At 41.5% G+C, this 23,266-nt stretch carries 22 protein-coding genes; 5 read left to right on the top strand and 17 right to left on the bottom strand.

What is annotated here, in order from left to right:
• Positions 1-372: 372 nt before the first annotated feature.
• Positions 373-1,608 (bottom strand): pyridoxal phosphate-dependent aminotransferase, encoded by a 1,236-nt coding sequence (locus tag B3R63_RS04800; protein WP_286728457.1) that lies wholly within the window; start codon positions 1,606-1,608, stop codon positions 373-375.
• A 155-nt stretch (positions 1,609-1,763) separates the two neighbouring features.
• Here B3R63_RS04800 and msrB point away from each other — a divergent pair, with 155 nt between their 5' ends.
• Entirely contained in the window at positions 1,764-2,183 is a 420-nt protein-coding gene (gene msrB / locus B3R63_RS04795) for a peptide-methionine (R)-S-oxide reductase MsrB (RefSeq protein WP_005019840.1), read from the top strand.
• Complete coding sequence (locus B3R63_RS04790; RefSeq protein WP_005019841.1) at positions 2,180-2,662, top strand: glutathione peroxidase; 483 nt, start codon at positions 2,180-2,182, stop codon at positions 2,660-2,662. The genes msrB and B3R63_RS04790 overlap by 4 nt, the downstream gene beginning before the upstream one ends.
• A 54-nt stretch (positions 2,663-2,716) precedes the next feature.
• On the opposite strand, the gene dapC is transcribed toward B3R63_RS04790, so the two are convergent.
• From dapC to B3R63_RS04765, 5 genes are all read right to left on the bottom strand, one after another.
• Positions 2,717-3,886 carry a succinyldiaminopimelate transaminase gene (gene dapC, locus B3R63_RS04785; protein WP_286728456.1) on the bottom strand — a complete coding sequence of 390 codons (1,170 nt, stop codon included), beginning with the start codon at positions 3,884-3,886 and terminating at the stop codon, positions 2,717-2,719.
• A 25-nt stretch (positions 3,887-3,911) separates the two neighbouring features.
• Positions 3,912-6,578, bottom strand: coding sequence for a [protein-PII] uridylyltransferase (glnD, locus tag B3R63_RS04780; protein ID WP_286728455.1), 2,667 nt, complete (start codon positions 6,576-6,578; stop codon positions 3,912-3,914).
• Positions 6,579-6,600: 22 nt separating this feature from the next.
• On the bottom strand, positions 6,601-7,818 hold the full coding sequence (gene purT / locus B3R63_RS04775) for a formate-dependent phosphoribosylglycinamide formyltransferase (protein WP_286728454.1): 1,218 nt from the start codon (positions 7,816-7,818) through the stop codon (positions 6,601-6,603).
• A gap of 115 nt (positions 7,819-7,933) precedes the next feature.
• On the bottom strand, positions 7,934-8,275 hold the full coding sequence (ygaH, locus tag B3R63_RS04770; protein ID WP_286728453.1) for an L-valine transporter subunit YgaH: 342 nt from the start codon (positions 8,273-8,275) through the stop codon (positions 7,934-7,936).
• The gene (locus B3R63_RS04765) at positions 8,272-8,946 is read right to left on the bottom strand and encodes an AzlC family ABC transporter permease (RefSeq protein ID WP_286728895.1); all 675 of its coding nucleotides are present in this window, start codon (positions 8,944-8,946) and stop codon (positions 8,272-8,274) included. Before B3R63_RS04765 ends, ygaH begins: the two co-directional genes overlap by 4 nt.
• A gap of 181 nt (positions 8,947-9,127) precedes the next feature.
• Here B3R63_RS04765 and B3R63_RS04760 point away from each other — a divergent pair, with 181 nt between their 5' ends.
• Positions 9,128-9,610: a hypothetical protein gene (locus B3R63_RS04760; protein WP_005019855.1), complete on the top strand. Its 483-nt coding sequence runs from the start codon at positions 9,128-9,130 to the stop codon at positions 9,608-9,610.
• Between the two features lie 66 nt (positions 9,611-9,676).
• Here the strand turns inward: B3R63_RS04760 and B3R63_RS04755 are convergent, their stop codons facing one another.
• From B3R63_RS04755 to B3R63_RS04715, 9 genes are all read right to left on the bottom strand, one after another.
• On the bottom strand, positions 9,677-10,615 hold the full coding sequence (locus tag B3R63_RS04755) for an AEC family transporter (protein ID WP_034428850.1): 939 nt from the start codon (positions 10,613-10,615) through the stop codon (positions 9,677-9,679).
• Between the two features lie 220 nt (positions 10,616-10,835).
• Positions 10,836-11,927 carry a redox-regulated ATPase YchF gene (ychF, locus tag B3R63_RS04750; RefSeq protein ID WP_005019857.1) on the bottom strand — a complete coding sequence of 364 codons (1,092 nt, stop codon included), beginning with the start codon at positions 11,925-11,927 and terminating at the stop codon, positions 10,836-10,838.
• 105 nt (positions 11,928-12,032) lie between these two features.
• Positions 12,033-12,692: a methionine ABC transporter permease gene (locus B3R63_RS04745; protein WP_286728452.1), complete on the bottom strand. Its 660-nt coding sequence runs from the start codon at positions 12,690-12,692 to the stop codon at positions 12,033-12,035.
• On the bottom strand, positions 12,673-13,743 hold the full coding sequence (locus B3R63_RS04740) for a methionine ABC transporter ATP-binding protein (RefSeq protein ID WP_286728451.1): 1,071 nt from the start codon (positions 13,741-13,743) through the stop codon (positions 12,673-12,675). The genes B3R63_RS04745 and B3R63_RS04740 overlap by 20 nt, the downstream gene beginning before the upstream one ends.
• A gap of 11 nt (positions 13,744-13,754) precedes the next feature.
• On the bottom strand, positions 13,755-14,591 hold the full coding sequence (locus B3R63_RS04735) for a MetQ/NlpA family ABC transporter substrate-binding protein (protein ID WP_286728450.1): 837 nt from the start codon (positions 14,589-14,591) through the stop codon (positions 13,755-13,757).
• A gap of 10 nt (positions 14,592-14,601) precedes the next feature.
• A complete protein-coding gene (locus B3R63_RS04730) occupies positions 14,602-15,432 on the bottom strand; it encodes a MetQ/NlpA family ABC transporter substrate-binding protein (RefSeq protein ID WP_286728894.1) in 831 nt (276 codons plus the stop codon).
• A gap of 29 nt (positions 15,433-15,461) precedes the next feature.
• Positions 15,462-16,874, bottom strand: a complete 1,413-nt coding sequence (locus tag B3R63_RS04725) for an LLM class flavin-dependent oxidoreductase (RefSeq protein WP_286728449.1) — start codon at positions 16,872-16,874, stop codon at positions 15,462-15,464.
• Complete coding sequence (locus B3R63_RS04720; RefSeq protein ID WP_286728448.1) at positions 16,874-18,094, bottom strand: SfnB family sulfur acquisition oxidoreductase; 1,221 nt, start codon at positions 18,092-18,094, stop codon at positions 16,874-16,876. Before B3R63_RS04720 ends, B3R63_RS04725 begins: the two co-directional genes overlap by 1 nt.
• Positions 18,095-18,105: 11 nt before the next feature.
• Positions 18,106-19,308: an SfnB family sulfur acquisition oxidoreductase gene (locus B3R63_RS04715; protein ID WP_286728447.1), complete on the bottom strand. Its 1,203-nt coding sequence runs from the start codon at positions 19,306-19,308 to the stop codon at positions 18,106-18,108.
• A gap of 379 nt (positions 19,309-19,687) precedes the next feature.
• Between B3R63_RS04715 and B3R63_RS04710 the strand changes: the two genes are divergently transcribed.
• Positions 19,688-20,452, top strand: coding sequence for a glutathione S-transferase family protein (locus tag B3R63_RS04710; RefSeq protein WP_286728446.1), 765 nt, complete (start codon positions 19,688-19,690; stop codon positions 20,450-20,452).
• A gap of 481 nt (positions 20,453-20,933) precedes the next feature.
• Entirely contained in the window at positions 20,934-21,416 is a 483-nt protein-coding gene (locus tag B3R63_RS04705) for an Lrp/AsnC family transcriptional regulator (RefSeq protein ID WP_005019868.1), read from the top strand.
• Between the two features lie 50 nt (positions 21,417-21,466).
• Here the strand turns inward: B3R63_RS04705 and B3R63_RS04700 are convergent, their stop codons facing one another.
• Positions 21,467-22,216, bottom strand: coding sequence for a YebC/PmpR family DNA-binding transcriptional regulator (locus B3R63_RS04700; RefSeq protein ID WP_005019870.1), 750 nt, complete (start codon positions 22,214-22,216; stop codon positions 21,467-21,469).
• A 599-nt stretch (positions 22,217-22,815) separates the two neighbouring features.
• A complete protein-coding gene (locus B3R63_RS04695; protein ID WP_005405020.1) occupies positions 22,816-23,043 on the bottom strand; it encodes a hypothetical protein in 228 nt (75 codons plus the stop codon).
• Between the last annotated feature and the right edge of the window lie 223 nt (positions 23,044-23,266).

Below are 23,266 nucleotides of genomic sequence, written 5' to 3'. Positions count from 1 at the left end.
GTGGTCTGTTCTAACACTCTATTGTATTAGAGAAACAGACTGCTATCACTACAGCATGTTATTTAACTCAATAAAATTTAGAACCTACTCATGAGCTGCATCATACCAATAAAGCTATATGCAATATAGTGAATATAAAGTCATTCCTTATCTTATTAAGTGCTTTTGAAAATTCAAATTTGAAAAAATTTAATCATTAAAATCATGTGTTTATTTATAATTTTTTATAAAAAATATTTATCTGATAAATTTTTATCCTATATAAAATTTTATTCAATATAAATCTATAAATGAGATAAAACTGAATATAGCAATATTAAGCTCTACATCTTTCGAATAGAAAGATGCAGAACACTATTTTATTTAACAGACTTATCGCATTTTTGCCAAAAAGCGACTTAAACGGTTGATTGCTTCGCGTAATTCATTTTCGGCAGGCAGGAACACTACACGGAAATGATCTGGAGTTGGCCAGTTAAAGCCTGTACCTTGTACTAACAATACTTTTTCTGCACGCAGAAAATCCAGCATAAATTTTTCGTCGTCTTCAATCGAATACACTGCTGGATCTAAACGTGGAAAACAGTACATGGCGCCTTCCGGTTTAACACAGAAAACTCCAGGAATTTCATTTAACATTTCCCAGGCAATATTGCGCTGCTCATATAAACGTCCGCCTGGACGAATCAAGTCATTAATAGACTGATAGCCTCCAAGTGCAGTCTGAATTGCATATTGAGCCTGATGATTGGCACACAGACGCATTGAGGCAAGCATATCCAGACCTTCAATATAGTCTACTGCACGGCTTTTATTACCGGTAATTGCCATCCAGCCTGAACGGTAACCTGCAATACGATAAGCTTTAGAGAGACCATTGAAAGAGACACATAACTGATCACCTGCCAGTGCTGCCAGGGCTACATGTTCAATTCCATCATAAATAATCTTGTCATAAATTTCGTCGGCAAACAGGATCAGGTCATATTTTTTTGCCAGTGCAACAATCTGTTCAAGTACGTGGCGCGGATAAACCGAACCGGTTGGGTTGTTCGGATTAATCACCACAATACCGCGGGTATTTGGAGTGATTTTACTTTCCATATCAGCGATATCGGGATACCAGAAATTTTCTTCATCACATTTATAGTGAATCGCTGTGCCGCCAGAGAGATTAACAGCTGCTGTCCAGAGCGGGTAGTCCGGCATTGGCACCAGCATTTCATCGCCATCATCTAGCAGACCTTGCATGGCCATAACTATGAGTTCTGATACGCCATTACCAATGTAGACATCTTTTACGCTGACATCAAATACACCTTTTTGCTGGTAATACTGGCAGATCGCTTTACGTGCCGGAAAGATTCCTTTTGAATCGGTATAACCCACTGCATTTGGCAGGTTCAGGGCAACATCATTAATGATTTCTTGTGGCGCTTCAAAGCCGAACGGGGCGGGGTTACCAATATTGAGTTTGATAATTTTATGGCCCTGTTCTTCCATTTCATTGGCGGCTCGTAACACTGGTCCACGAATGTCATAGCAAACATGCTCAAGCTTAGACGATTTTTTGATTTCGCGGGGTGTAGTGTTACCTAAAACGGACATGATCTCATCCAATTATATGTATATTAAGAGAAAAATAGATTAACTGAAATAGCACAATCTATGGTGAAATTTAGCTAGAAATTTTTTGTTCTCTAGCGTAAATATGAAAGTACTGAAGCATGACATTGAATGTCATAGAATTAAAGGAGTTAATGATGGGAAAACTCAATAAAACAGACCGAGAATGGCAAAGAGAGTTATCACCCGAAGAGTTTCGTATTGCGCGACAAAAAGGTACTGAACCTGCGTTTACGGGGAAATACTGGAACAGTAAACAGGACGGGGTATATACCTGCCGTTGCTGTGGTGCAGAACTGTTTTCTTCAGAAACTAAATACGACAGTGGGTGTGGCTGGCCAAGCTTTTTCCGTCCGATTAATTCAACTGTTATAGAAGAACATGAAGACTTAAGTCATGGGATGGTCAGAACAGAAATAGTTTGTCATCATTGTGATGCTCATCTGGGGCATGTATTTGAAGATGGACCACAGCCGACAGGACTGCGCTATTGCGTAAATTCGGCTTCACTCGAATTAAAAACACAAGAAAAAAGTGATGAGGAAACCTATCCATGACCAACATTTATCAGTTTGAAGCTGAGTTGTTAGATGGAAAAACTAAATCAATGGCTGACTATCGGGGCAAAGTCTTGCTGATTGTTAATACTGCAAGTAAATGCGGTTTCACACCGCAGTTTGCTGGTCTGGAGAAAGTTTACCAGAAGTATAAAGATCAGGGATTAGAAGTATTAGGTTTTCCATGTAACCAGTTTGGCGGACAGGACCCGGGGACAAATGACCAGATTGGTGCATTTTGCCAGAAAAATTACGGTGTCAGTTTTCCAATGTTTGCCAAGGTTGATGTAAAAGGCCCAGAAGCCCATGCAGTTTTTCGTTATTTAACCAATAACAGCAAAGGAATTTTGGGCAACGGCATTAAATGGAACTTTACCAAGTTTCTGGTAGGAAAAAATGGTGAAGTACTGAACCGTTATGCACCAACCAGTAAGCCTGAAGCTTTAGAAGAAGATATTGAAAGGGCATTGGCACAGTAAAAGTAAAAATAAAAGGGCGATTCAATCGCCCTTCATTTTTTCAGTAAATTAAGATTAAAGTACTCTCTTTAATCGTTCAATAGCCTGCTCACATTGAGCAATGTCAGCAACCAAGGCCAAACGTACATGATTTTCACCCGGATTACCTCGCGGAGTCTCACGTGACAGGTAACGTCCCGGCAGTACTTTGATATGTGCTTTTTCCATGAGCATTTTGGCAAAATTTTCATCATGGTCTACTTTTAACCAGTAATAAAAACCTGCATCTGGTTTTTGAAGTGGCAGAAGATGCCCCAGTTCATTTTGAAATAGTTCAAATTTGGCCCGGTAAAGCTTACGGTTTTCTTCTACATGGTTTTCATCATTCCAAGCCACAATTGAGGCGAGCTGATGTTGAACGGGCATGGCTGCACCATGATATGTGCGGTATTTCAGGTAAGGTTTAAGCAGGTTGGCATCACCTGCGACAAAACCGGAACGCATTCCGGGCAGATTTGAGCGTTTGGACAGGGAATGAAATACTACACAGTTTTTATAGTCATCACGTCCGATTTCAGCACAGACTTCAAGAAGGCCAACGGGTGCTTCATCGAACCAGAGTTCTGAATAACACTCATCTGATGCAATGACAAAATCATACTGGTCTGAAAGTGCAATCAGTTTTTTAAACTGATCTTTAGAAAGAACCGCGCCTGTTGGGTTACCTGGTGTACATACAAACAGTAGTGCTGTTTTTTCCCATACCTCATTGGGTACATGGTCAAAGTCACCCAGATAGTTATTTTCTTGGGTGCAGTTAATGAAGTATGGTTTTGCACCTGCTAGAAGGGTTGCACCTTCATAAATCTGATAAAACGGATTCGGCATGACCACATAAGGTGTATCTTCTCGTTTTACCAAAGCCTGAACGAAAGAGAAAATTGCCTCACGCGTTCCCGATACAGGAAGAATATTATTTTCGGCACTAATGGTGTTCAGCTTGAAGCGGCGGGTTAACCAATCTGCAATACTCTGTCTTAATTCAGGTAAGCCTTTACTGTTCGGATAAGTTGAAAGGTGTTCAAAGTTATCAATAATCGCCTGTTTTACAAAATCAGGTGCAGGATGCTTAGGCTCACCAATAGAGAGGGGAATCAAGGGAAGGTCCGCAGGGACTACATCCTTAAAAAGTTGATTGAGCTTTTCAAAAGGATAAGGATGTAATAATGACAAGCTTGAGTTCATTGAAAAAATACCGTTTAGTTGTAACTTAATGCTGGCTTATGACTTGGCTTGAAGCTTCATCGAGTGCTGATTTAAGTTTTGCAGAAAAAAGCTGAGCTTCTTCAGCATTCATAGGCATGCCATCCTTTTTGGTCACAAAGAAAATATCTTCGGCCCGTTCACCGAGTGTGACAATTTTGGCAGAATGAATATCCAGCCCCTGCATCATAAACAGACCGCCTACTTTAGCAAGTAAGCCAGGTTGGTCAAGTGTGGAGATTTCCACCATGTTTTGCTGCAAAGCCGGATTTAGGGTGATATCGACAGTATTTTTTACATCAAAATGGCGCAACTGACGAGGAATACGACGCTGCATTAACCCCGGGTAATTGTCGGCATGGCTGAGTGCCTGAACCAGCGCATCTGCAACGGTCTGCTTGCGTTCAGCATCAGTGAGTAAGGTTCCAAAACGGTCCAGTACTACATAAGTGTCTAGACTGAATGCTTTTGTGGCAGTAATAATTCTGGCGTCCTGAACATCGAGATTCATTCGGTCCAGTACTGCAACTGTAGTCGCAAACAGATTTGGCTTATCTTGAGTATAAATAAAAATCTGGACAGCATCTTGTGCAGCTTTACGATGAGCCCGCATCAATACTAGAGGAGCTGGGTTATCTCCATGTTGCAGGATTGCACGGGTATGCCAGGCAATTTCATTCGCGGACTCTTTAAGAAAATACTCATCCCCTAGTTCTTGCCAGACCTTCTCTACTTCTTCCAGGGCAAACTCGTCTACCAGAAGTTCACTGGCTGCAAATTTGGTATCTTCAATGAGCATCTGGTATTCCACGGGGCGACCCAAGCCGGTACGAATTACATCACGTGCATGCGTATATAGCTGACGCATTAATGAGGCACGCCACGTATTCCAGAGTTTTGGATTAGTCGCATTAATATCTGCTACTGTTAAACAGTATAGGTAATCCAGATGCTCCATATCACCCAGTTTTTCGGCAAATTCTTTAACCACATCCGGATCGGAAATATCCTTCTTTTGAGCAGTTAATGACATCAGCAGATGGTTCTGGATGAGCCACGCCACCATTTTGCACTCACGTTCAGTAAAGCCATGTGCACGGCAGAATTCGATTGCATCAACTGCACCCAGTTCACTGTGATCCCCCCCGCGGCCTTTGGCAATATCATGAAATAATGCGGCTAAAAATACGATATCACGACGGGCAAGACGCTGAAAAACTGAGCTGACGACTGGAAAATCTTTCGCAAATTCTGGCTCTTTAAAGCGGTTTAAATTTCTGAGTAACAGGAGTGTATGAGCATCCACCGTATAAATATGAAACAGGTCATATTGCATTAATCCGGTAATTTTCCCAAAAGAAGGTATGTATTTACCGAGCACCCCATAACGTTTCATCGCTACCAATGTGTCGTATAAACGGTAGGGAGAGCGTATAATTGCCATGAAAAGGGCTTGATGCATGGGATTATCACGGAAGCTCTGGTCAATTCGCTTGGCTGCTAGGGTCAGCAGGCGAAGTGTTCGGGCACGTACTCCCTGAATTTCTGGCCGGTTAGCCAGTAAATAGAAAATCTCCAGAATTGCACTTGGATTTTCCGAAAATATTTTGTGATGTTGTACTGCCAGTTTACCGTCTACCAGTTTAAAGTGTTCATTGATTTCTTCAATTTTACGCTCATAACTTGGTAGCCGCGGGGTAATAACAGACTCATTAAAATAAGCCAGTAGCATTTCATTTAAAGTTGAAACTTGCTGCGCAGTACGGTAATACCGCTTCATGAACTGCTCAATTGGATAGTTCGGAGATTCACCTTCCTTATGGACATAGCCAAATTTTGCTGCTATTTCGCGCTGGTAATCAAATAGCAGCCTGTTTTCATCGCGTTTGACCAGACGGTGCAGGTGGTGACGGATTTCCCAAAGAAAAATTTCAGCTTCTTCCAGAACAGCAAGTTCAAATTCGGAAATAAAACCGAGATGAACAAGATCATAAATCCGATTAACCCGAAAATGCCGTTTGGCAATCCAGCCAATCTGGTTAATGTCACGAATACCGCCTGGCGCATTTTTAATATCGGGTTCCAGATTGCTTTCTGTGTGATTATGCTGGGCATAACGCTTTGCCTGCTCCTGCATTTTGGCATCAAAGAAAGTTTTATCTGTCCAGGTCTGTGACACAATCCGGCGTGGCCATCTGGCCAGATGCTGATTTCCAGTAATCAGCCGCGCTTCAATCAGTGCAGTAGCAACAGTTAAATCATTGGTGGCCTGTTCTACACAACTGGCAATAGTGCGTACACTAATACCTGGCTTAAAATTTCCCACATCCCAGAGAGAAGAAATAAAAGTAGAAATTAAGCTTTCCTGTTCAGGAGTGATATCGTCTTCAGACAAAATCATGATATCGACATCTGAGTATGGCAACATTTCACGACGGCCATAACCCCCTACAGCAAACAGACCAAGATCGGTCTGGTGGAGCCCCGCATGTTGCCATAAGAAGATCAGAGCTTCATCGATTAAATTGGAGCGGGCCAGAATAATGTCACGGATAGACTGCCCATTTTCATAATTCTCCTGTAACTGCTTTTCAACATCAGTACGCCATACATTAATGGCCTGAATATCATGATTGCTTTTGACATAATTAAGCAGAGGCGAGGTAGTGATCATGAGCATGTTCCGCAGTAAAGCTTTATGGATTTGAGTTTACAATTACTTGTGCGGCTGTTTGCTGCGCAAGTTCACGTGCTTCTTCTATAGTTGCTGCGCGTGTAGTAGCAACACCCATACGGCGCCGTTTAAAACCTTCCGGTTTGCCAAACAAGCGTAAGTCTGTAGAAGGATGAGCTAATGCAAGATCCAGACCAGAAAATGACAGGTTAGAACTATCTTGGCCAGCATAAATAACAGCACTGGCTGCAACACTGTGTCGCTCCGTATTTACAGGTAAGCCCAGAATAGCCCGTGCATGTAGCTCAAATTCACTTTGGAACTGTGAAGCAAGGGTAACTAACCCAGTATCATGTGGACGGGGAGATACCTCACTAAACCAGACCTGATCACCTTTGATAAAAAGTTCAACACCAAAAACTCCACATCCACCCAGTGCCGCAGTGACTTTATCTGCAATCCGTTTAGACTCTTCAAGCGCCACAGGTGACATGGGCTGCGGCTGCCAGCTTTCAACATAGTCCCCGAAATCCTGTCGGTGACCAATCGGATCGCAAAAGCTGGTTTCAATTTTGCCGCTTTGCGGATTCTTGGCACGCACAGTCAATAAAGTAATTTCAAAGTCAAAATCGATTTGTGATTCAACAATGACCTTACCCTGATTTACCCGTCCCCCAGTCTGTGCATATTCCCAAGCTGCATCAACTTCATCAAAACTTTTTACCCGGGACTGTCCTTTACCAGAAGATGACATGACTGGTTTTACAAAATTAGGATAACCAATATCATCACAGGCAGCACGAAAGCTCTCCAGAGAGTCGGCAAAACGGTAAGCAGAGGTGGGCAAGCCTAATTCTTCAGCAGCCAGGCGGCGAATGCCTTCACGGTTCATGGTCAGGTTAACAGCTTTAGCAGAAGGAATGACAACAGCTTGTTGTCCAGCTTCCACCTCTAGAAGAACTTCCGTAGCAATTGCTTCAATTTCAGGGACAATAAACTGGGGTTTGACTTGCTCAATCAGTGCTTTTAACTGTTGGGGATCTGCCATGTTGAGGCTATAAGAAAAATGAGCGGCCTGCATGGCCGGCGCGTTTTCATAACGATCCGCTGCATGTACTTCTACTCCAAACCTTTGCAAGGAAATGACGACTTCCTTACCTAACTCTCCCGAACCAAGCAGCAAGACTTTGACCGCTGAAGATTGAAGTGGAGTACCGATAGTCACGCTCATGCGAATCATCCTTGCAAAAGTGGACTTACAGCATAACAGAACTCATGCGTGTGTTAAGTGTTTCAGCAAGAAAAGCTTAAGTTTTTATCAAGTAATCTTCTGATCAATCAAAAGAAAATTTCATTTAGACAGGCATGTAAGTATAGACCAATCCATAAACAATGGCTGCGGTCAGAGTTGCTGGTACGATTTTCCTGAATCTGAAATATAAACCGATCAGTACAAGGAAACCCGCCAGCATGGCCAGACTTTTATCAGGTGTTTCAATCAGGGGGGGTAATGTAGCAACTACTAGCATAGAGCTAATAGCAGAAATTCCGATACTCCCCAGCGCAATTCTCAACCAGATTGCACCACGACGCTGATTCTGTTGTTGATACTTTTGAATGAAGTAAAATGGGCCAAAACGGGAAATGAAATTTGCAATTCCCACGACGAGACCGACCAGAATAATATCCAGATTCATAGTGTTTCCATTAAATCGTCATGCTGCTTGAGGATGTAATGCTTAAACAGGCCGGCCAGAACACCGGCAATAATCCCGATAAAAATTGCTGCAGAAAGATTAATAAAATAACAGGCTAAGGCCGAAACAATTAAGCATACTGCTACCACCAGAGTATGTTTTCTCTCAAAAGCCGCAAGTAAAAAGCTTAAAAACAGCGCAGGTAATAGAAAGTCCAGGGCCGCTTGCAAGAAGCGTGGCAAATTACTCACCTGATTGGCGAACATCCCCCCTAGAAATGATCCACCTGCCCAAGCGAGCCAGCTAAACAGACTTAAGCCCAGCATCCATGACTCTGACCATTCCTGTCGGCGTTGGGAGAGTTTAATCATGCCACTGGCAAATACCTCATCGGTAAGTCCCCATGCCCAGACAGCAGTCTTTTTCAGGTTTAACTGATGGTTAATCAGGTTGTATAAGGCTGGGCCATAGAGCAGATGCCGAATATCTAAAGCGATAACAGTCAGTGCTGTCATCCAGATTGATGTACCACTGCCGAGCAGGGCAACTACGAGAAACTGACTGGCACCAGCATACATGGAGCAGGATAAAAATAAAGCTTCCCAAGCAGTAAACCCAAACTGGGTAGCAGAAACGCCAAAGGCAAACGAGACAGGTAAATAGGTCAGCATAATGGCCTGGCTATCTCTGGCACCTTGCCAGAAACCGGCCTGAGTCAAAACGGAACTTTCATGTTCAGACACAATACACCCTGGAATTTTTAAAGAGTTGAACAATAGGTCAAAACGCAGATTGAGTATTCTACCCGAATTCACTAGCATATGAGGAAAATGTTTGTTTAGGCGACTTAAAATGCGGGCTCATTTAAACCGTTCATTTCTTCTTCTCCCTGTTTTAATCAGTGTGCTGGGCTTACAGGCATGCAGCAACTCATCAAATGAACCAGAACGAAAAGTCGAGATTAAACCTGCTCCAAAACTGACCAATGATGCCACCAGTTACGCCCAGCAGGCATGGAAACTCATGAATGAGATTGATGCACTGGTTTATCAGAAGCAGACAGAGCGTCTGGAACAGGAAGTTCGTAAACCAATCCGTCAGCTTACCACTGACTGGCGAATTAATGTCAAGATGACAGACTCAGTGACTGAAGGAAAATATGCCCTTTGCCGTAAGGCATTGAGTAGTTTGGATATCTGGACGCGAGAAATTCTTGAAAATGGTTCCGAAGCTGGCCAGAAACAGGCTGATTATGAACGTGATAAGGCACAGTGTAAGGGCGCAATTGATCATCCTGAACTGGGTAATACCGACCCAAAAAAGAAAGGCGTTTAAGTAATTTAAAAAAAATAGCTCAACATATGAGCTATTTTTTATTAAATGATTAGCCTAAACATTAAATTAAAAAGGTGAAGGAATAAATTGCATAATCAGGGCAATACTCACAAGAGATAAGAGGGTACTAAGCATGACAGACGCAACTGACTGCTCAGCAATGCCATTTAATTGCCCATAGATTCCAAATGCTGTCGCCATAGGAAGAGCTGAAAGGATTAAAGCTGCATAAGCCATCTTCGCTGTGCTTCCCGGCATTATATAAATTATACTGGTCACTACAATTGGCATAATCAATAACTTGATAGCGCATACAATCAGTACATCTTTGCTAAGGTCTTTTATGGTCAATGTTGCAAGACTGGCACCAATCACAAAAATCGCAAGTGGAGACGCAGTAGAAGCTAGTGATTTTAGTGGAAGCTCTAGCGAGACAGGCCACTGAACGGTATAAACTGAGCAGATCAAGCCCAATATAATTGAAAGAATAATGGGATTTTTAGCAAGATTTTGCAAAGTTGAAAGAATAATGGTGGATAGAGCCTTATCCTGTTGATCTGAAGATTCTATTAAAATCAGCATCAGACTCAGTAAAATAATATTTTCAATCACCAGGGTCATTGCCAGATAGGGAACAGCGGCCTGGGCAATTAGTAAGGTGAGTACTGCTGTACCGATAAAGCCGGTATTTGACATGGATGAACCCAGCCCAATCACAGCAGCCTGATGGCGAGGTACCTTAAAGAATCGGCGATAAAGTGTATATGCACTGAAGAATAAAATCAGTGAACCTAGCAGGTAGCCTAGAAAATAAGGCATCTGCCAGATTTCATCAAAGGAACGGGTAGAGAGGGCGTACAGTAAAAATGCGGGTAGCGAAACTTTAATAATAAACTGGATGATTGCCTGTACATGCGTAGTATTTAGCATGTTTAAGCGCAAGCTTAAATAACCCACACTTAAAATAATAAAGATGGGAAGGATGACTGAAATAATTTGTTCCATGACCTGATCGTTTGCTCCCTGCAAACTTGATTATTCCACTATTTCATTGAGTTTTAAATGTAGTTGGAACGTTTAATTAAAAAGAATACTGGATGAAGATAAAAAGAATATGTTAGCTGTATATTAAAATTATGGACAAAAGGCTTTAATTAGCAGGGCCTAATAAAAATGCCAGTCATATTAATGAACTGGCATTTTTATTACTTTACTGGGTATATTTTTATACGTTAAAACGGAAATGCATAACATCACCATCCTGAACGATATATGTTTTACCTTCTAGACGCCATTTGCCGGCCTCTTTGGCACCAGCTTCACCGTTGTACTGTACAAAGTCATTGTATGCAACAACTTCAGCACGAATAAAACCTTTTTCAAAGTCGGTATGAATGACACCTGCCGCTTGTGGTGCAGTTGCACCAACTTTAACCGTCCATGCACGAACTTCTTGCACCCCTGCCGTGAAATAGGTTTGTAAGCCCAGTAAGGCATAACCGGCACGGATGACTACATTTAAACCCGGTTCTTCCATGCCCATTGCTTCTAGGAACTCAGCGCGATCTTCATCTTCAAGAAGTGAGATTTCAGCTTCAATCTGGTTACACAGAGGTACCACAATGGCATTTTCTTCTTCTGCCAGTTTGCGAACAGCATCCAGATGCGGATTATTTTCAAAGCCGTCTTCTGCCACATTTGCAATATACATGGTTGGTTTTAACGTCAGTAAACCAAAACCACGTACCAGCTTGCGCTCATCATCAGATAAATCTGCTGCACGTGCTGGCTTGCCCTCATCCAGTAAAGGCTGAATTTTTTCTAGTACGGCTTTGGTTGCTACCGCTTCTTTATCGCCACCTTTAGCAACTTTGGTTAAGCGCAAAATAGCTTTGGCTACAGTTTCCAGATCAGCCAGTGCCAGTTCAGTATTAATAGTAGCAATATCATCTAATGGATCAATTTTGCCATTTACATGAATAACATTTTCATCTTCAAAACAACGTACGACATGAGCAATTGCATCAGTTTCACGGATATTCGCCAGAAACTGGTTACCTAGACCTTCACCTTTGGATGCACCTGCTACTAGGCCTGCAATGTCAACAAATTCCATCGTGGTGGGAATAATACGTTGGGGGTTTACAATAGCAGCCAGCTTGTCCAGACGTGGATCGGGTACAGGTACAATTCCGGTATTTGGCTCAATAGTACAAAACGGGAAGTTCTCTGCTGCAATGGCAGCCTTGGTTAATGCATTAAAAAGGGTAGACTTACCCACGTTTGGCAGGCCAACAATACCGCAATTAAAACCCATGAAATGACTCACAAAAAGTGTTATCTAAAATTGCCGATGATTTTACATGAAAGCCATGACAAAGTCAGTCATGGTATCTCACAATCCCTGAAAATCTGTATTGTTTTAAAGCTTGCGTTTATCTAGCTGGCTGGCTAGGGCATCTCCAGTTGCCTGAATAAGCATCACCAGGATCACGAGCACCAAAATAACAGCCAGCATAATCGTAATATCAAAACGCTGATAACCATAACGGTAAGCAATATCACCAAGTCCGCCTGCTCCTATAGCACCAGCAATTGCAGAAGAATTGATCATGGTTACCATCGTAACGGTAAAACCTGCCACAATTCCGGGCAGGGCCTCCGGTAAAAGTACATGCCAGATAATCTGTTTACGGTTACAACCCATCGCTTGTGCGGCTTCAATCAAGCCATGATCCACTTCACGTAAGCTGACTTCAGCAATACGCGCAAAAAACGGGGTAGCAGCAATAGTTAATGGCACCACAGCAGCCCAGACGCCATAACTGGTACCTACAATAAGACGTGTGAGTGGGATCAGAGCTACCATCAAGATTAAAAAAGGGACAGAGCGTGTGATATTAATGACCCATCCCAAGGGCTGATTAATCATCCGTGATGGATAAATACCATGTTCACTGGTATTGATCAGGATAATTGCAATCGGTAAACCAATTAAAAAAGCTGCAAGAGCAGATATGCCTACCATAATTAATGTATCGATAGTGCCGGTCAAAAGCAGGTTAATGAGCTGGTCGTGCATAGCCAAGTACCTCAATGTGGGCAATATATTGTTTTAGCGCTTCTTTCAAATGCTTCAGATTTAACTGTACGTCGGGTATAGCGACAATCAGTGAACCGATCAGATGCTGCTGGATCGTATCAACATGGCCCTGATATAAGTGAACTGGACCATTTAACTGTTCAAGAATGGCTTTTAAATCTGGTGTATGGTGTATGGCAGACTCATAACAAAGTTTTAAAATAGTATGTGTAGTCTCTGTAGTTACCTTCGAATTCACTGCAAATGGTAAATCCAGTTGTTCTAGAGTTAATAATTCTTGAGTAATCTGCTGTTCAGGTTTTGAAAAAACACTCCACACCTGACCAGATTCGACAATTTCACCTTGATCAATAACAACCACCTGATCACAAATTTCCCGGATAACCTGCATTTCATGGGTAATCAGAACAATTGTAATTCCCATTTGCTGATTGATTCTTTTGAGTAACGATAAAATGACCGAGGTACTTTCCGGGTCTAGAGCTGAGGTTGCTTCATCACATAATAAAATTTCAGGGCGGTGTACCAGAGCACGTGCAATACCGACGCGTTGTTTCTGTCCACCTGAAAGTTGTGAAGGATAGTTTTCTGCTTTACTGCTTAAACCGACCAGTTCCAGTGCCTCATTAACACGCAGTTCAATCTCGGCTTTTTTATGTGCTGATATTTTAAGAGGCAGGGCAACATTTTCCCACACCGTTTTAGCTGACATCAGGTTAAAGTGCTGGAAAATCATTCCGATACGTTGGCGCAGCCGAATAAGTTCCGCATGATTCAGGCTGGCCAAGTCCTGCTGGTGAATATGAATACTGCCATTACTGGGTTGTTCCAGACCGTTTAATGTACGTAGCAAAGAGGACTTTCCGGCACCGCTTTTGCCAATAATGCCGAAAATTTTACCTTCAGGAATATCCAGACTGATATTCTTGAGTGCATGTACAGATTTGCCTTGTACTTGGTAGTATTTGTCGAGGTTTCTGATCTTGATATGGGAAACCGTAAATTCGGTATGAGAACCAAAACTCGCCATTATTCTTCTCCTTATTTCCAGCCCTGAAACCACATGCCTTGACCAAAGTCCTGATCCAGTATTGTTTTGACCTTTTCTGAGGTTTGAAAGGCTTGTACAAATCTGGCAAGTTTCTGGTCTTTATCTTGATAATCTGTTCGGGTTACGAACAAGATGGCGTATTTCTTGTCTATCGGATCTAAAAATAAGGCATCCTTCGGGTTAGCTGCTTTTGCCATTTTCAGATAATGCGGAAAACCAAAAATAAGATCTGCTTCATCTATGGCATGGGCTGTTTGTGGACCTTCCACCTCAATAAACTGTAACTGTTTAGGATTGCGTATAATGTCCTGAAGTGTAGTTAATTCATTCTGAATATCTTTAACTTCAATCAGGCCGGCCCGGGCAAGCAGAATTAAAGCACGCGCCGAGTTGACCGGATCATTGGGTATGACTACGCGAGCATGAACAGGAAGTTGCTCTAGTGATTGATACTTTTTTGAATATAAGCCCACATGGCTGCCAGTACCTGGTGCAAATGCATGCAGGTTAAACCGGGTTTCACGAATTGCATTTTCCAGATAAACGCTTTGCTGAAAAAAATTGGCATCAATATCACCGTTCTGAACAGCTACATTGGGTGCATGCCAGTCTGAAAACTCAACCAGCTTGACCTGAATACCTTGTGCTTTCATATCATCTACCACACTTTGTAGCAGATCGGCATAGGGTGGGCTAATGCCGATTGTTAAAGTATCTTTCTGCAGGGTATTACTGTTAAAACGGTAAGCAGCCAAACCGAGTATAACTAAGAGAGTTGTCAGGCCAATTAGCCAGAACTTATAAGAATCTGATTTTAATAAGGTCATCATCTGTTCCTTACTTCCAGCCAGGGAACCAGAGTTTTTTCCCAAAATCCTCATCTAAAGCGGCTTGCACTCTTGGGGAGTTCTGGTAAATAGTCACGAATTTTTTCAATTGATCGTCTTCATCTTTGTAATCATCACGGACTACAAATAAGATGGCATAGCGTTTGTTGGTATTTTTGTCGAATAACAGTGCACTTTCCGGATCAGCAGTTTTTGCCAGACGTAAATAATGAGGATAGCCAAAAGCCAAATCAACATCATCAATTGCACGTGCGGTCTGTGGTCCTTCAACTTCGATAAACTGCAGATTTTTAGGGTTTGCAGCAATATCCTGTAAACTGGACAGATGATTGTTTACATCTTTTAAGCTAATGAGTTTGGCTTGCTGCAAGAGCAGGAGAGCACGACCCTGATTTACCGGATCATTTGGTATAGCAACTCTGGCATTTTGTGGTAACTCATCAAAGCTTTTATACTTTTTTGAATACAGGCCTACATGAGATGCTGCTCCAGCTGCAAAAGCTTTGAGCTTAAAACCGGTTTCTTTTATTGCATTATCCAAAAATGGCTGATGCTGAAAAAAATTGGCGTCAATATCTCCGTGATTTAGCGTAATATTAGGCGTATTCCAGTCAGCGAATTCAACAAGCTTAATATGAAGTCCTTCTTTTCTGGCTTCTTCTGCTGCAACTTGTAACGGTTTTGCAAACGATGGGCTAATCCCGATGACCAGTTCATCTGAACCTGTTTTTTTCTGTAACGTCCAGCCAGTAAGACCTAAGATAACTATGGTCAATACTGCCCCTAAAATAGTGAATTTCGTTTTTGCTGTTTGTGCCATCATGCACCTCTAAAAATTTTTAAAATATTTTATGCAAGCTGTTTTTGAATAGGCCGGGTTTCGGCGGGAGAGGCCGGGGTTAGACATCGGAACTGTTGCACCGGATGTTGTGCAGAGAGCAGGTTACCTTGCTGAAATAACTTATGTCGCAATGTACCTTCGCTATAAGCTGTTTTGTAGCGACCGCGCTGTTGCAGCTCCGGAATAACCCACCGGATAAAGTCCTGATGGGATTCCGGGGCAACCGTACGAGTCAGGTTAAAACCATCAATTCCGGTTTCATCAATTAAATGAATTAATTGTTCCGCTACAGTTGCTCCACTACCCACAATCAGGGGGTAACGTCCTCCCAGCACATGTTGGTCTTTCAGATCTGCCACTGTAATTTTCTGTTCTTTAAATTTATTGTTGACTGAAGCAATACTGTTAGTTTGCTGATAGGGAATAGTTTCTTGTTCTGTAAACTGGGACAGATCAATGCCGACAGAACTGGAATAGTGGGCAAGGCCTGCTTCAGGACTGGCATAGTGGCAATACTCTGCCAGTTTTTCCTGTGCAAGCGCATCAGTTTCAGCGCTAACCACAGTAATGCCAATAAAAATTTTAATAGCTTCTGCTTCACGACCCTGTGCAGTGGCAAGTGTTCGAATTTTCTCGACCTGCTGTTTAATTTTTTCCGGTTTATCGCCTCCAATAAATATGGCCTCAGCATGTTGAGTTGCAAAGGTAAGACCACGTGGCGAAGCACCTGCCTGAAAAAGGACTGGGGTACGCTGGGGAGAAGGTGAAACCTGAAATACTCCTTCACTCTGGTAAAATTGGCCCTGATGCCGGATTGAATGCACTTTCGCCGGTTCAGTAAATATCCGGTTCTGCCGATCCTTTACAACTGCATCATTTTCCCAAGAGCCTTCCCAGAATTTATAGCAAAGCTCTAGAAACTCCTCAGCCTGTGCATAACGCAAATCATGTTGCTTCAAGCCTTTTTGTCCGATTAATCTTTCAGCACTATCTAAATAACCCGTCACAATATTCCAGCCAATTCGGCCATGGGTTAGATGGTCCAGGCTGGCAAAACGCCGTGCAAACTGATACGGCGTTTCATAACTCAGATTTACCGTAATACCGAAGCCCAGATTCTGGGTAACTGCGGCCATTGCTGAAACCAGAGTAGAGGGGTCATGGCTGGGAAGCTGGATTGATTCTTTTAAGGTCAGCTCAATACCGTTTTGATAGACGTCATATACACCAGTAATATCTGCAAGAAATAACCCGTCAAATAATCCTTGCTCTAAAGTTTTCGCCAAATCTGTCCAGTAGTTCAGTTCATTAAAACGATGTGATTGATCTCGTGGATGTGTCCATAACCCATGGTTAATATGTCCTGCTGAATTCATGTCAAAAGCATTAAGTAAAATCTGTTTAGGTAATTGCTTTGCCATTACAATGTCCCCCTGCGTGGAGGAAAAACTCCATTCAATACATATTGTCCAATAAAGTAATATTTCCAGCGCGCTGCATCATGTAAAGTATGGACACGTGCATTACGCCAGAAACGGTCTAGTCCGTCTTTTAACTGGCTACCCCGGCTACCTGCCAGTTCAATCAGTTTGCTGGATGCTTTTAATGCAGTTTCTGTACTATGTGCACGAACCTTAGCTACCTCAATGGAAGCCTGTGCTATATTTTCCACAGTAGGTAATGGACGGGCTACCTCAATAGCCTGAGCAGCCTGTTTGAGGAGAACCTCACTGGCACGTACATCAGCAGCCACACGGCCGAGTTCTAGCAGAGTCAAGGGGTCTTGAGTAGCACGATCTAGTCCTGAGTCAATCCAGGGGCGCGCCTGTTTTACCTGCCGCAATGTTTCTTCAAAAGCAGCGCGGGCAATTCCTACTTCAATTGCAGCATGCATGATCTGGGCAAATGGCCCGACTAAGGTGGGCTGGGTGAATGCTGTATCAAAGGCAATCAGATCCTCTTGCTCAACAGCGACGTGATTAAACTTTACCGTACCACTCCCTGTTATACGCTGCCCAAAGCCACTCCAGTCATCTACGATTTCAAGGCCTTGGCTATTACGGTTTACAAAAGCTAAAAATTCCCGACCTTCTGCATCTGTAACCAGCGTAGGAATACGGTGTGCGAACAGGCTTCCGGTACAATAAAATTTTTCCCCCTGAATTACGTAGTTATTTCCCGCGGCAATCAGTTGTGTATGCTTATGGGCGGCAGATCTGGTTTTGAATTCCGCCAGTGCATTACCGAAACGGGCTCCTTTTAAAACTTCTGTGTAAAACTTCTGTTTCTGCCGTTCTGTACCTGTATTACGCAGGACTTCCAGTGCATAGAAATGATTTTGAGGAATCTGTCCAATTGAACCGTCCACTCCACTAAACAGGGCAATGACTTTAGCTACGGTCAGACTTGAAACTTCTGCACCCCCATATTGCTTGGGAACGGTAATCGCCCATAAGCCTGACTGGCTGTAGGCTTCTATCTCTTCAAAAGGCAAAATACGGTTTTGGTCCCGTTGAACTGCCTCGGCTTTAAACTTTTGACTTAAATCCTGTGCAATAGCCAAAGCTTCTTCATCGCTTTGGATAATATATGCCTGATTTTCTAAAACTTCTTTAAGATGAAAATTTTGATATGAGGTCATAAGATATTTCCTTAAATCCAGGCGTGACGAGCAGGAAAGGCCTGATTGAGGTAATAGTTACCAATGGCATGTAACTTCCAGCGTACCGGGTCATGCAAGGTATGAACTCTGGCATTCCGCCAGTACTGGTCCAGATGATGCTGGGACAGGCAGGAACGACTGCCGCCAAGTTCAAGCAATTTTTCTGAGATCTGTAGGGCAGCGTCATTGGCATAAACTTTGGCTTCTGCAACCCTTATAGAAGCTTGTGCTGCCTGCTCCGCTGTAACTGTCTTATGCTGGTCAAGTTCATCGAGATATTCAGCTGCTTCATCCAGTAGCATAATAGATGCATCAAGCAGGATATTTAATTTACCAACTTCCTGTAGTGTGTAATGTTCGGAGCTAGCTTTTTCTACTTGTGCGTCAATAATAGGGCGTGCTTTATGAACAGCAGTTAAAGTTTCTGCAAATGCAGCCTCTGCAATACCAACATCTATAGCCACCTGGAGTAGCTGCGAATAAGCACCGCGATAATTAGGTTTTTCATAAAGTTTTCTTTCATCAAAAATGAGATCAGGATTTACTCTGACTTGGTTCAGACGGACTGTGCCGCTAGCTGTAGTGCGCTGCCCGAAACCGTACCAGTCATTGATGACTTCTACGCCTTTTTCCTGTGCATTAATAATTACCAATACGACATGGCCTTCAGGATGAACTGCTTTAATAGCAAGCCAGTGTGCAAAACTGCTGCCAGTCGAGTAGAACTTTTCACCATTAAGAATATATTGGCCATCTTTAACGCTAAGCGTGGTCTCTAGTGTTTTACTGTCTTTGGTGTGGCGCTCTGGGCCACCATTAGCCAGACGCTTGCCATGCAGAATTTCAGAGAAAATAAACTTTTTTTGTTGCTCGTTTCCCATCATATTAATCATGTTGAGCAGGGCAATCTGGTTTTGCGGGATTTGACCGACATTGGCATCGGCTTTAGATAAAATTCTGAACACCTGAGCAAGTGTCTTGTTTGAAACGAATGCGCCTCCAAAAGCTTTAGGAATACGGATGCCACCTAATCCTTTGAAACTGAACTGTTCAATTTCTTCTATTGGTAAGATCCGGCATTGATCCCGTTCATTTCTTGTATTCAAGGCAAAATCAGCTACCTGATAAGCTGCATTCAGGGCCTGCTGATCATTTTCTATAATATAAGCGGGAGTTTGAGTAATATGAGTCATCTTTATACCTTCCTAAGATGACTCAGAACTTAAAGGAATTATCTGGCAAACTTAAACCAGCTATTATGCGAAACTTATCATTAAAAGCTTATAAGAAAAAAACTGCTGAAATTTATAAAAAATCAGATAAAGTAGATTTATATAAATCAGTAAGTTAATTAAAGTTATATAGTTTTTAACCGGTTGAAATTTATCTTATATATGTAATTGGCATAATTATGGTAAAAAAAACTATAAAAACAGATGGGATAAGGCTATAAGAAAAGAAGTAAATCTGAACAGGTGGTCAAAATTTTTAGAACCATCAGTTTTAAAGTAGAATGATATTCAGGTCTTAATTTAAAAGTCAGTTAAAATAGAAGAATAATCCGGAGTTTTTATGCGTACTTTATACCAGTTTCCTTTATCTCATTTTTGTGAGAAAGCTCGCTGGTTACTCGACCATAAAGAGTTAGATTACGTTGCGCATAATTTGATTCCAGGCTTTCACCGGGCCTTTACCCAATTGAAAACCGGACAGAACAGCTTGCCCGTTTTGAAAGATGACAGCTACTGGATTGCTGACTCTACAGAAATTGCCCTATATCTGGATGAGACCTATCCTGAACATAGTTTACTACGACGTGACCCGGAGCTGCGAGAGCAGGCATTGCAGATCAATAATGTTGCTTCTGAACTCGGAGAACATGTCCGTCGCTGGGGGCTGGCCCAAGCACTATCACAGGGCGATGAGCCTTTAGAAATCATGCTCGGTGAACAGGGGTATATGCGTCAGTTTGAGAAATTTTCAAAACCTTTAATCAAAACGCTTGTAACCAAGGGATACCAGCTCGAATCTGAAAAAGTAACTGAATCTAAAGCCAGAATGACTGAGCTGATAGAACAGCTAAATAGCGCATTGATCAAAAATGGAGGACGTTACTTTGTTGGTGACCGTTTAGGTCTTTCCGATATCGCAGTATGTTCCATGCTGGCGCCTTTGCTTGAGCTTGGCGAAACACCTTGGGAAAATGAGCATGAAGAGAACAGAACGGAAGACTTCATGAATTATCAGTCTTATTTACTTGATTTACATTTAGGTCAATATATTCAGCGTATTTATGAGACAGAACGTAATGCCCGAGTAGACTGGCGTGGAATGTAGCTGGGTATATAAGTAATATAAGCCTTGTTATCGCAAGGCTTTCCAAATATCTAGAGATAAAAAATATTGTAAAAGTGCAAAATAATGAGAATAAAAAAACTTAAAAGCCATTAATTTGGTAAAATTTTTAAAGAATAAAACTTAAAGTGAAAAATTTTTTCTAAAAATATTGAAATTAAATGATTAAAGGGAAATAATTCGACTCAGCCGCTGTTAAATTAATAGTCAGGGTGTGATAGGGATCGAAAAGAGGGTCAGCTTATTGGGAGATGGGCACTGACTAAACTCACAAGGTCTTAATTCGACTTCAGTTATATAAACCAAAAGTTTATGAAACAGGCTATAGGTTATCCACGTATAGCTACTAGAAGGAAACAGTATCATGTTTTCCCTTGACCCTAAAAATTTATTTGATTATAAAAATAAATCTGACCATAAGTACCACAGCATGATTCAATATACGGTATGACTGGAGCTCAGAATGGGACTGGACCGTTTCGACAAGCAAATTCTTGAAATATTGACACACGAAGACCTGAATTTAAATGAACTCTCTGAGCGAATTAATCTTTCTGTAAGTTCGGTACACCGCCGTATTAAACAGCTTATTGAAAATCAGGTGATGACTAATCTCAAACGTGATATCAATTTTCAAAAACTTGGTTTTAAGTTGCATGTCTTGCTACAAGTATCCCTGAGTAAACATGACAGTGATACCTTCGAAAAATTTCTGCAAGAAGTCGAAGAGCTTCCTGAAGTTATTAATGCATTTCTGGTTACCGGCCAGTCTGCCGATTTTATTCTTGAAGTTGTTGCAACCGATATGGAAAATTATAGCGATTTTCTGCTTAAACGGATGGGGAAAATCGAGCATGTTGTAGCGTTGCATTCAAGCTTTGTAATTAAAGAATATAAAGTGTTTAACTGTTATAACTTGCTAAATAAAGTTCCAGAGCAAGTATAAAGCTTAAAAATAAAAAAGCGCCAGTTCTGGCGCTTTTTAATAATATTTAATCAGGCATCAAGCTGAGCTAGTACTTCATCTGAAAACTCAACGTTGGTATAAACATTTTGTACATCATCTAAGTCTTCTAGCATATCAATCATTTTCATGATTTGTTTAGCTTGATCAATATCGGTAATTTCTGCTTTGGTAGAAGGGCTCATTACAACCTCAGCATTGTCTGACTTCAAGCCGGCCGCACTAAGTGCATCCTGAACGTCACCGAAGCTCTCTGGTGTGGTAATAACTAAAATCTCATCTTCAGAAATTTCAATATCTTCCGCACCAGCTTCTAGAGCAACCTCCAAAATTTTTTCTTCAAGTGACAGATCATCAAAAGAGATTTCACCACGTTTGGTAAACAAGTAAGCCACAGAACCTGAAGTCCCAAGATTACCATTAGTTTTACTAAAGCAATGACGAACATCAGGAACAGTGCGGTTTAAGTTATCTGTCATGGTTTCTACCAGTACAGCTACACCACCTGTGCCATAACCCTCATAAGTGATTTCTTTTAAATCATCATTATCTTCACCACCGGCACCACGTTGAATGGCCCGGTTAATTGTATCACGCGTCATATTTACTGAAAGCGCTTTTTCGACTACAGCACGAAGACGTGGGTTACTGGCCGCGTCCGGGCCGCCGAGTTTAGCAGCCGTTACAATTTCTCGAATGTATTTGGTAAATACTTTACCGCGACTTGCATCTTGTTTTGCTTTGCGATGCTTAATATTGGCCCACTTGGAATGACCCGCCATGCGAATTATGCTCCAGTTTTATAAACTAAAATTTCGGGTTGAAATGTTAGCATAGCCACTGATTTGTTGAAAACAGGCCACTGCCAGCTTTTAAGCGAAGTTTCCGAAAAATCTTTAGAAGCTGATGCTCTAACAAGAAGATTTAGATAAAACAAATTAATTAAACTGCAGCTTCAACTTGAAGCTCTTAGTCTTGCGAGCACATTCATAAAAAATAGCTGAGCTTTAGGCTCATTAAAATAACCAAAATTTAGAGGCTAAACTCATAAAAAATTATATTAATTAAATTAAAATTATAAAATTTTCAAAATTACTTGTAATTTGTTTAGAAAAAATTATAAATTAACAGGCTGTATACGACTTTAGTCTAACAGGTGGGCCTAAACTGTTTAGTACTGTAAGGGGAAGCGATTATGTTTTTAACGCTTATCGGCGTTGGTTTGGCTATTTTTATTCTGATCTGTGTCTGGAGTGCGATTGAAATCTACCTGGAAGCTCATCATCGCAAATAATTAGCCTTGTTTTAAACAAAGCACTTTGGGAAATGCTCTGTTACAGCGGTTATCTTCCTGTTTTATCTTTATATAAAGATCAAGAGCCTAACAGTTCTTTGTAGCCAGCCATTTTTCCTTAATATAGAGATCTACCCGATATTGCTCATCATAATCATCAGCAATACAATTTGCCTGACTTTGTGTAGCTAAGTTTTCAACCTTTTTGACAAGGACAGTTGGTGTTGAAGATAATTTATCAATCTGACAAACCCACCATTGTTTTCCAATTCTTCGAACCTGAAAAAACTCACTGTTTTGCTTACGCTTAGCCATAATCATGACACCCTTTTTTCAACTGAGGAGTATTTAGATCTATTATTTTATAGGTGTATAGCTCTAGATAGTTAAGTTTTATGAGCAAAAATCGCTTAAATTTAGAACAATTAAGTGTTTATTTTATAAGATGTGATTACTGTAATACTAAGCTAGATCTAAAATTATATTAAAAATATATAATTATTTTTAATATAATATTTCAATAGGTTGTGTGTAATAT

It is taken from the genome of Acinetobacter sp. UBA1297 (genome assembly GCF_002307755.1).
In the GTDB taxonomy this organism is placed as follows: Bacteria; Pseudomonadota; Gammaproteobacteria; order Pseudomonadales; family Moraxellaceae; genus Acinetobacter; species Acinetobacter radioresistens.
This window is presented reverse-complemented; position numbering and strand designations above follow the sequence as displayed.

Bases quoted from the DNA above. Each gene is read 5' to 3' on its own strand.
- B3R63_RS04735 (WP_286728450.1), bottom strand. From the start codon at position 14,591: ATGACCTTATTAAAATCAGATTCTTATAAGTTCTGGCTAATTGGCCTG.
- B3R63_RS04740 (WP_286728451.1), bottom strand. From the start codon at position 13,743: ATGGCGAGTTTTGGTTCTCATACCGAATTTACGGTTTCCCATATCAAG.
- B3R63_RS04760 (WP_005019855.1), top strand. From the start codon at position 9,128: ATGCGGGCTCATTTAAACCGTTCATTTCTTCTTCTCCCTGTTTTAATC.
- B3R63_RS04790 (WP_005019841.1), top strand. From the start codon at position 2,180: ATGACCAACATTTATCAGTTTGAAGCTGAGTTGTTAGATGGAAAAACT.
- B3R63_RS04700 (WP_005019870.1), bottom strand. From the start codon at position 22,216: ATGGCGGGTCATTCCAAGTGGGCCAATATTAAGCATCGCAAAGCAAAA.
- B3R63_RS04755 (WP_034428850.1), bottom strand. From the start codon at position 10,615: ATGGAACAAATTATTTCAGTCATCCTTCCCATCTTTATTATTTTAAGT.
- B3R63_RS04720 (WP_286728448.1), bottom strand. From the start codon at position 18,094: ATGACCTCATATCAAAATTTTCATCTTAAAGAAGTTTTAGAAAATCAG.
- ychF (WP_005019857.1), bottom strand. From the start codon at position 11,927: ATGGGTTTTAATTGCGGTATTGTTGGCCTGCCAAACGTGGGTAAGTCT.
- B3R63_RS04800 (WP_286728457.1), bottom strand. From the start codon at position 1,608: ATGTCCGTTTTAGGTAACACTACACCCCGCGAAATCAAAAAATCGTCT.
- ygaH (WP_286728453.1), bottom strand. From the start codon at position 8,275: ATGAATCTGGATATTATTCTGGTCGGTCTCGTCGTGGGAATTGCAAAT.
- msrB (WP_005019840.1), top strand. From the start codon at position 1,764: ATGGGAAAACTCAATAAAACAGACCGAGAATGGCAAAGAGAGTTATCA.
- B3R63_RS04705 (WP_005019868.1), top strand. From the start codon at position 20,934: ATGGGACTGGACCGTTTCGACAAGCAAATTCTTGAAATATTGACACAC.
- B3R63_RS04765 (WP_286728895.1), bottom strand. From the start codon at position 8,946: ATGCTGACCTATTTACCTGTCTCGTTTGCCTTTGGCGTTTCTGCTACC.
- dapC (WP_286728456.1), bottom strand. From the start codon at position 3,886: ATGAACTCAAGCTTGTCATTATTACATCCTTATCCTTTTGAAAAGCTC.
- glnD (WP_286728455.1), bottom strand. From the start codon at position 6,578: ATGATCACTACCTCGCCTCTGCTTAATTATGTCAAAAGCAATCATGAT.
- B3R63_RS04695 (WP_005405020.1), bottom strand. From the start codon at position 23,043: ATGGCTAAGCGTAAGCAAAACAGTGAGTTTTTTCAGGTTCGAAGAATT.
- purT (WP_286728454.1), bottom strand. From the start codon at position 7,818: ATGATTCGCATGAGCGTGACTATCGGTACTCCACTTCAATCTTCAGCG.
- B3R63_RS04730 (WP_286728894.1), bottom strand. From the start codon at position 15,432: ATGGCACAAACAGCAAAAACGAAATTCACTATTTTAGGGGCAGTATTG.
- B3R63_RS04725 (WP_286728449.1), bottom strand. From the start codon at position 16,874: ATGGCAAAGCAATTACCTAAACAGATTTTACTTAATGCTTTTGACATG.
- B3R63_RS04710 (WP_286728446.1), top strand. From the start codon at position 19,688: ATGCGTACTTTATACCAGTTTCCTTTATCTCATTTTTGTGAGAAAGCT.
- B3R63_RS04715 (WP_286728447.1), bottom strand. From the start codon at position 19,308: ATGACTCATATTACTCAAACTCCCGCTTATATTATAGAAAATGATCAG.
- B3R63_RS04745 (WP_286728452.1), bottom strand. From the start codon at position 12,692: ATGCACGACCAGCTCATTAACCTGCTTTTGACCGGCACTATCGATACA.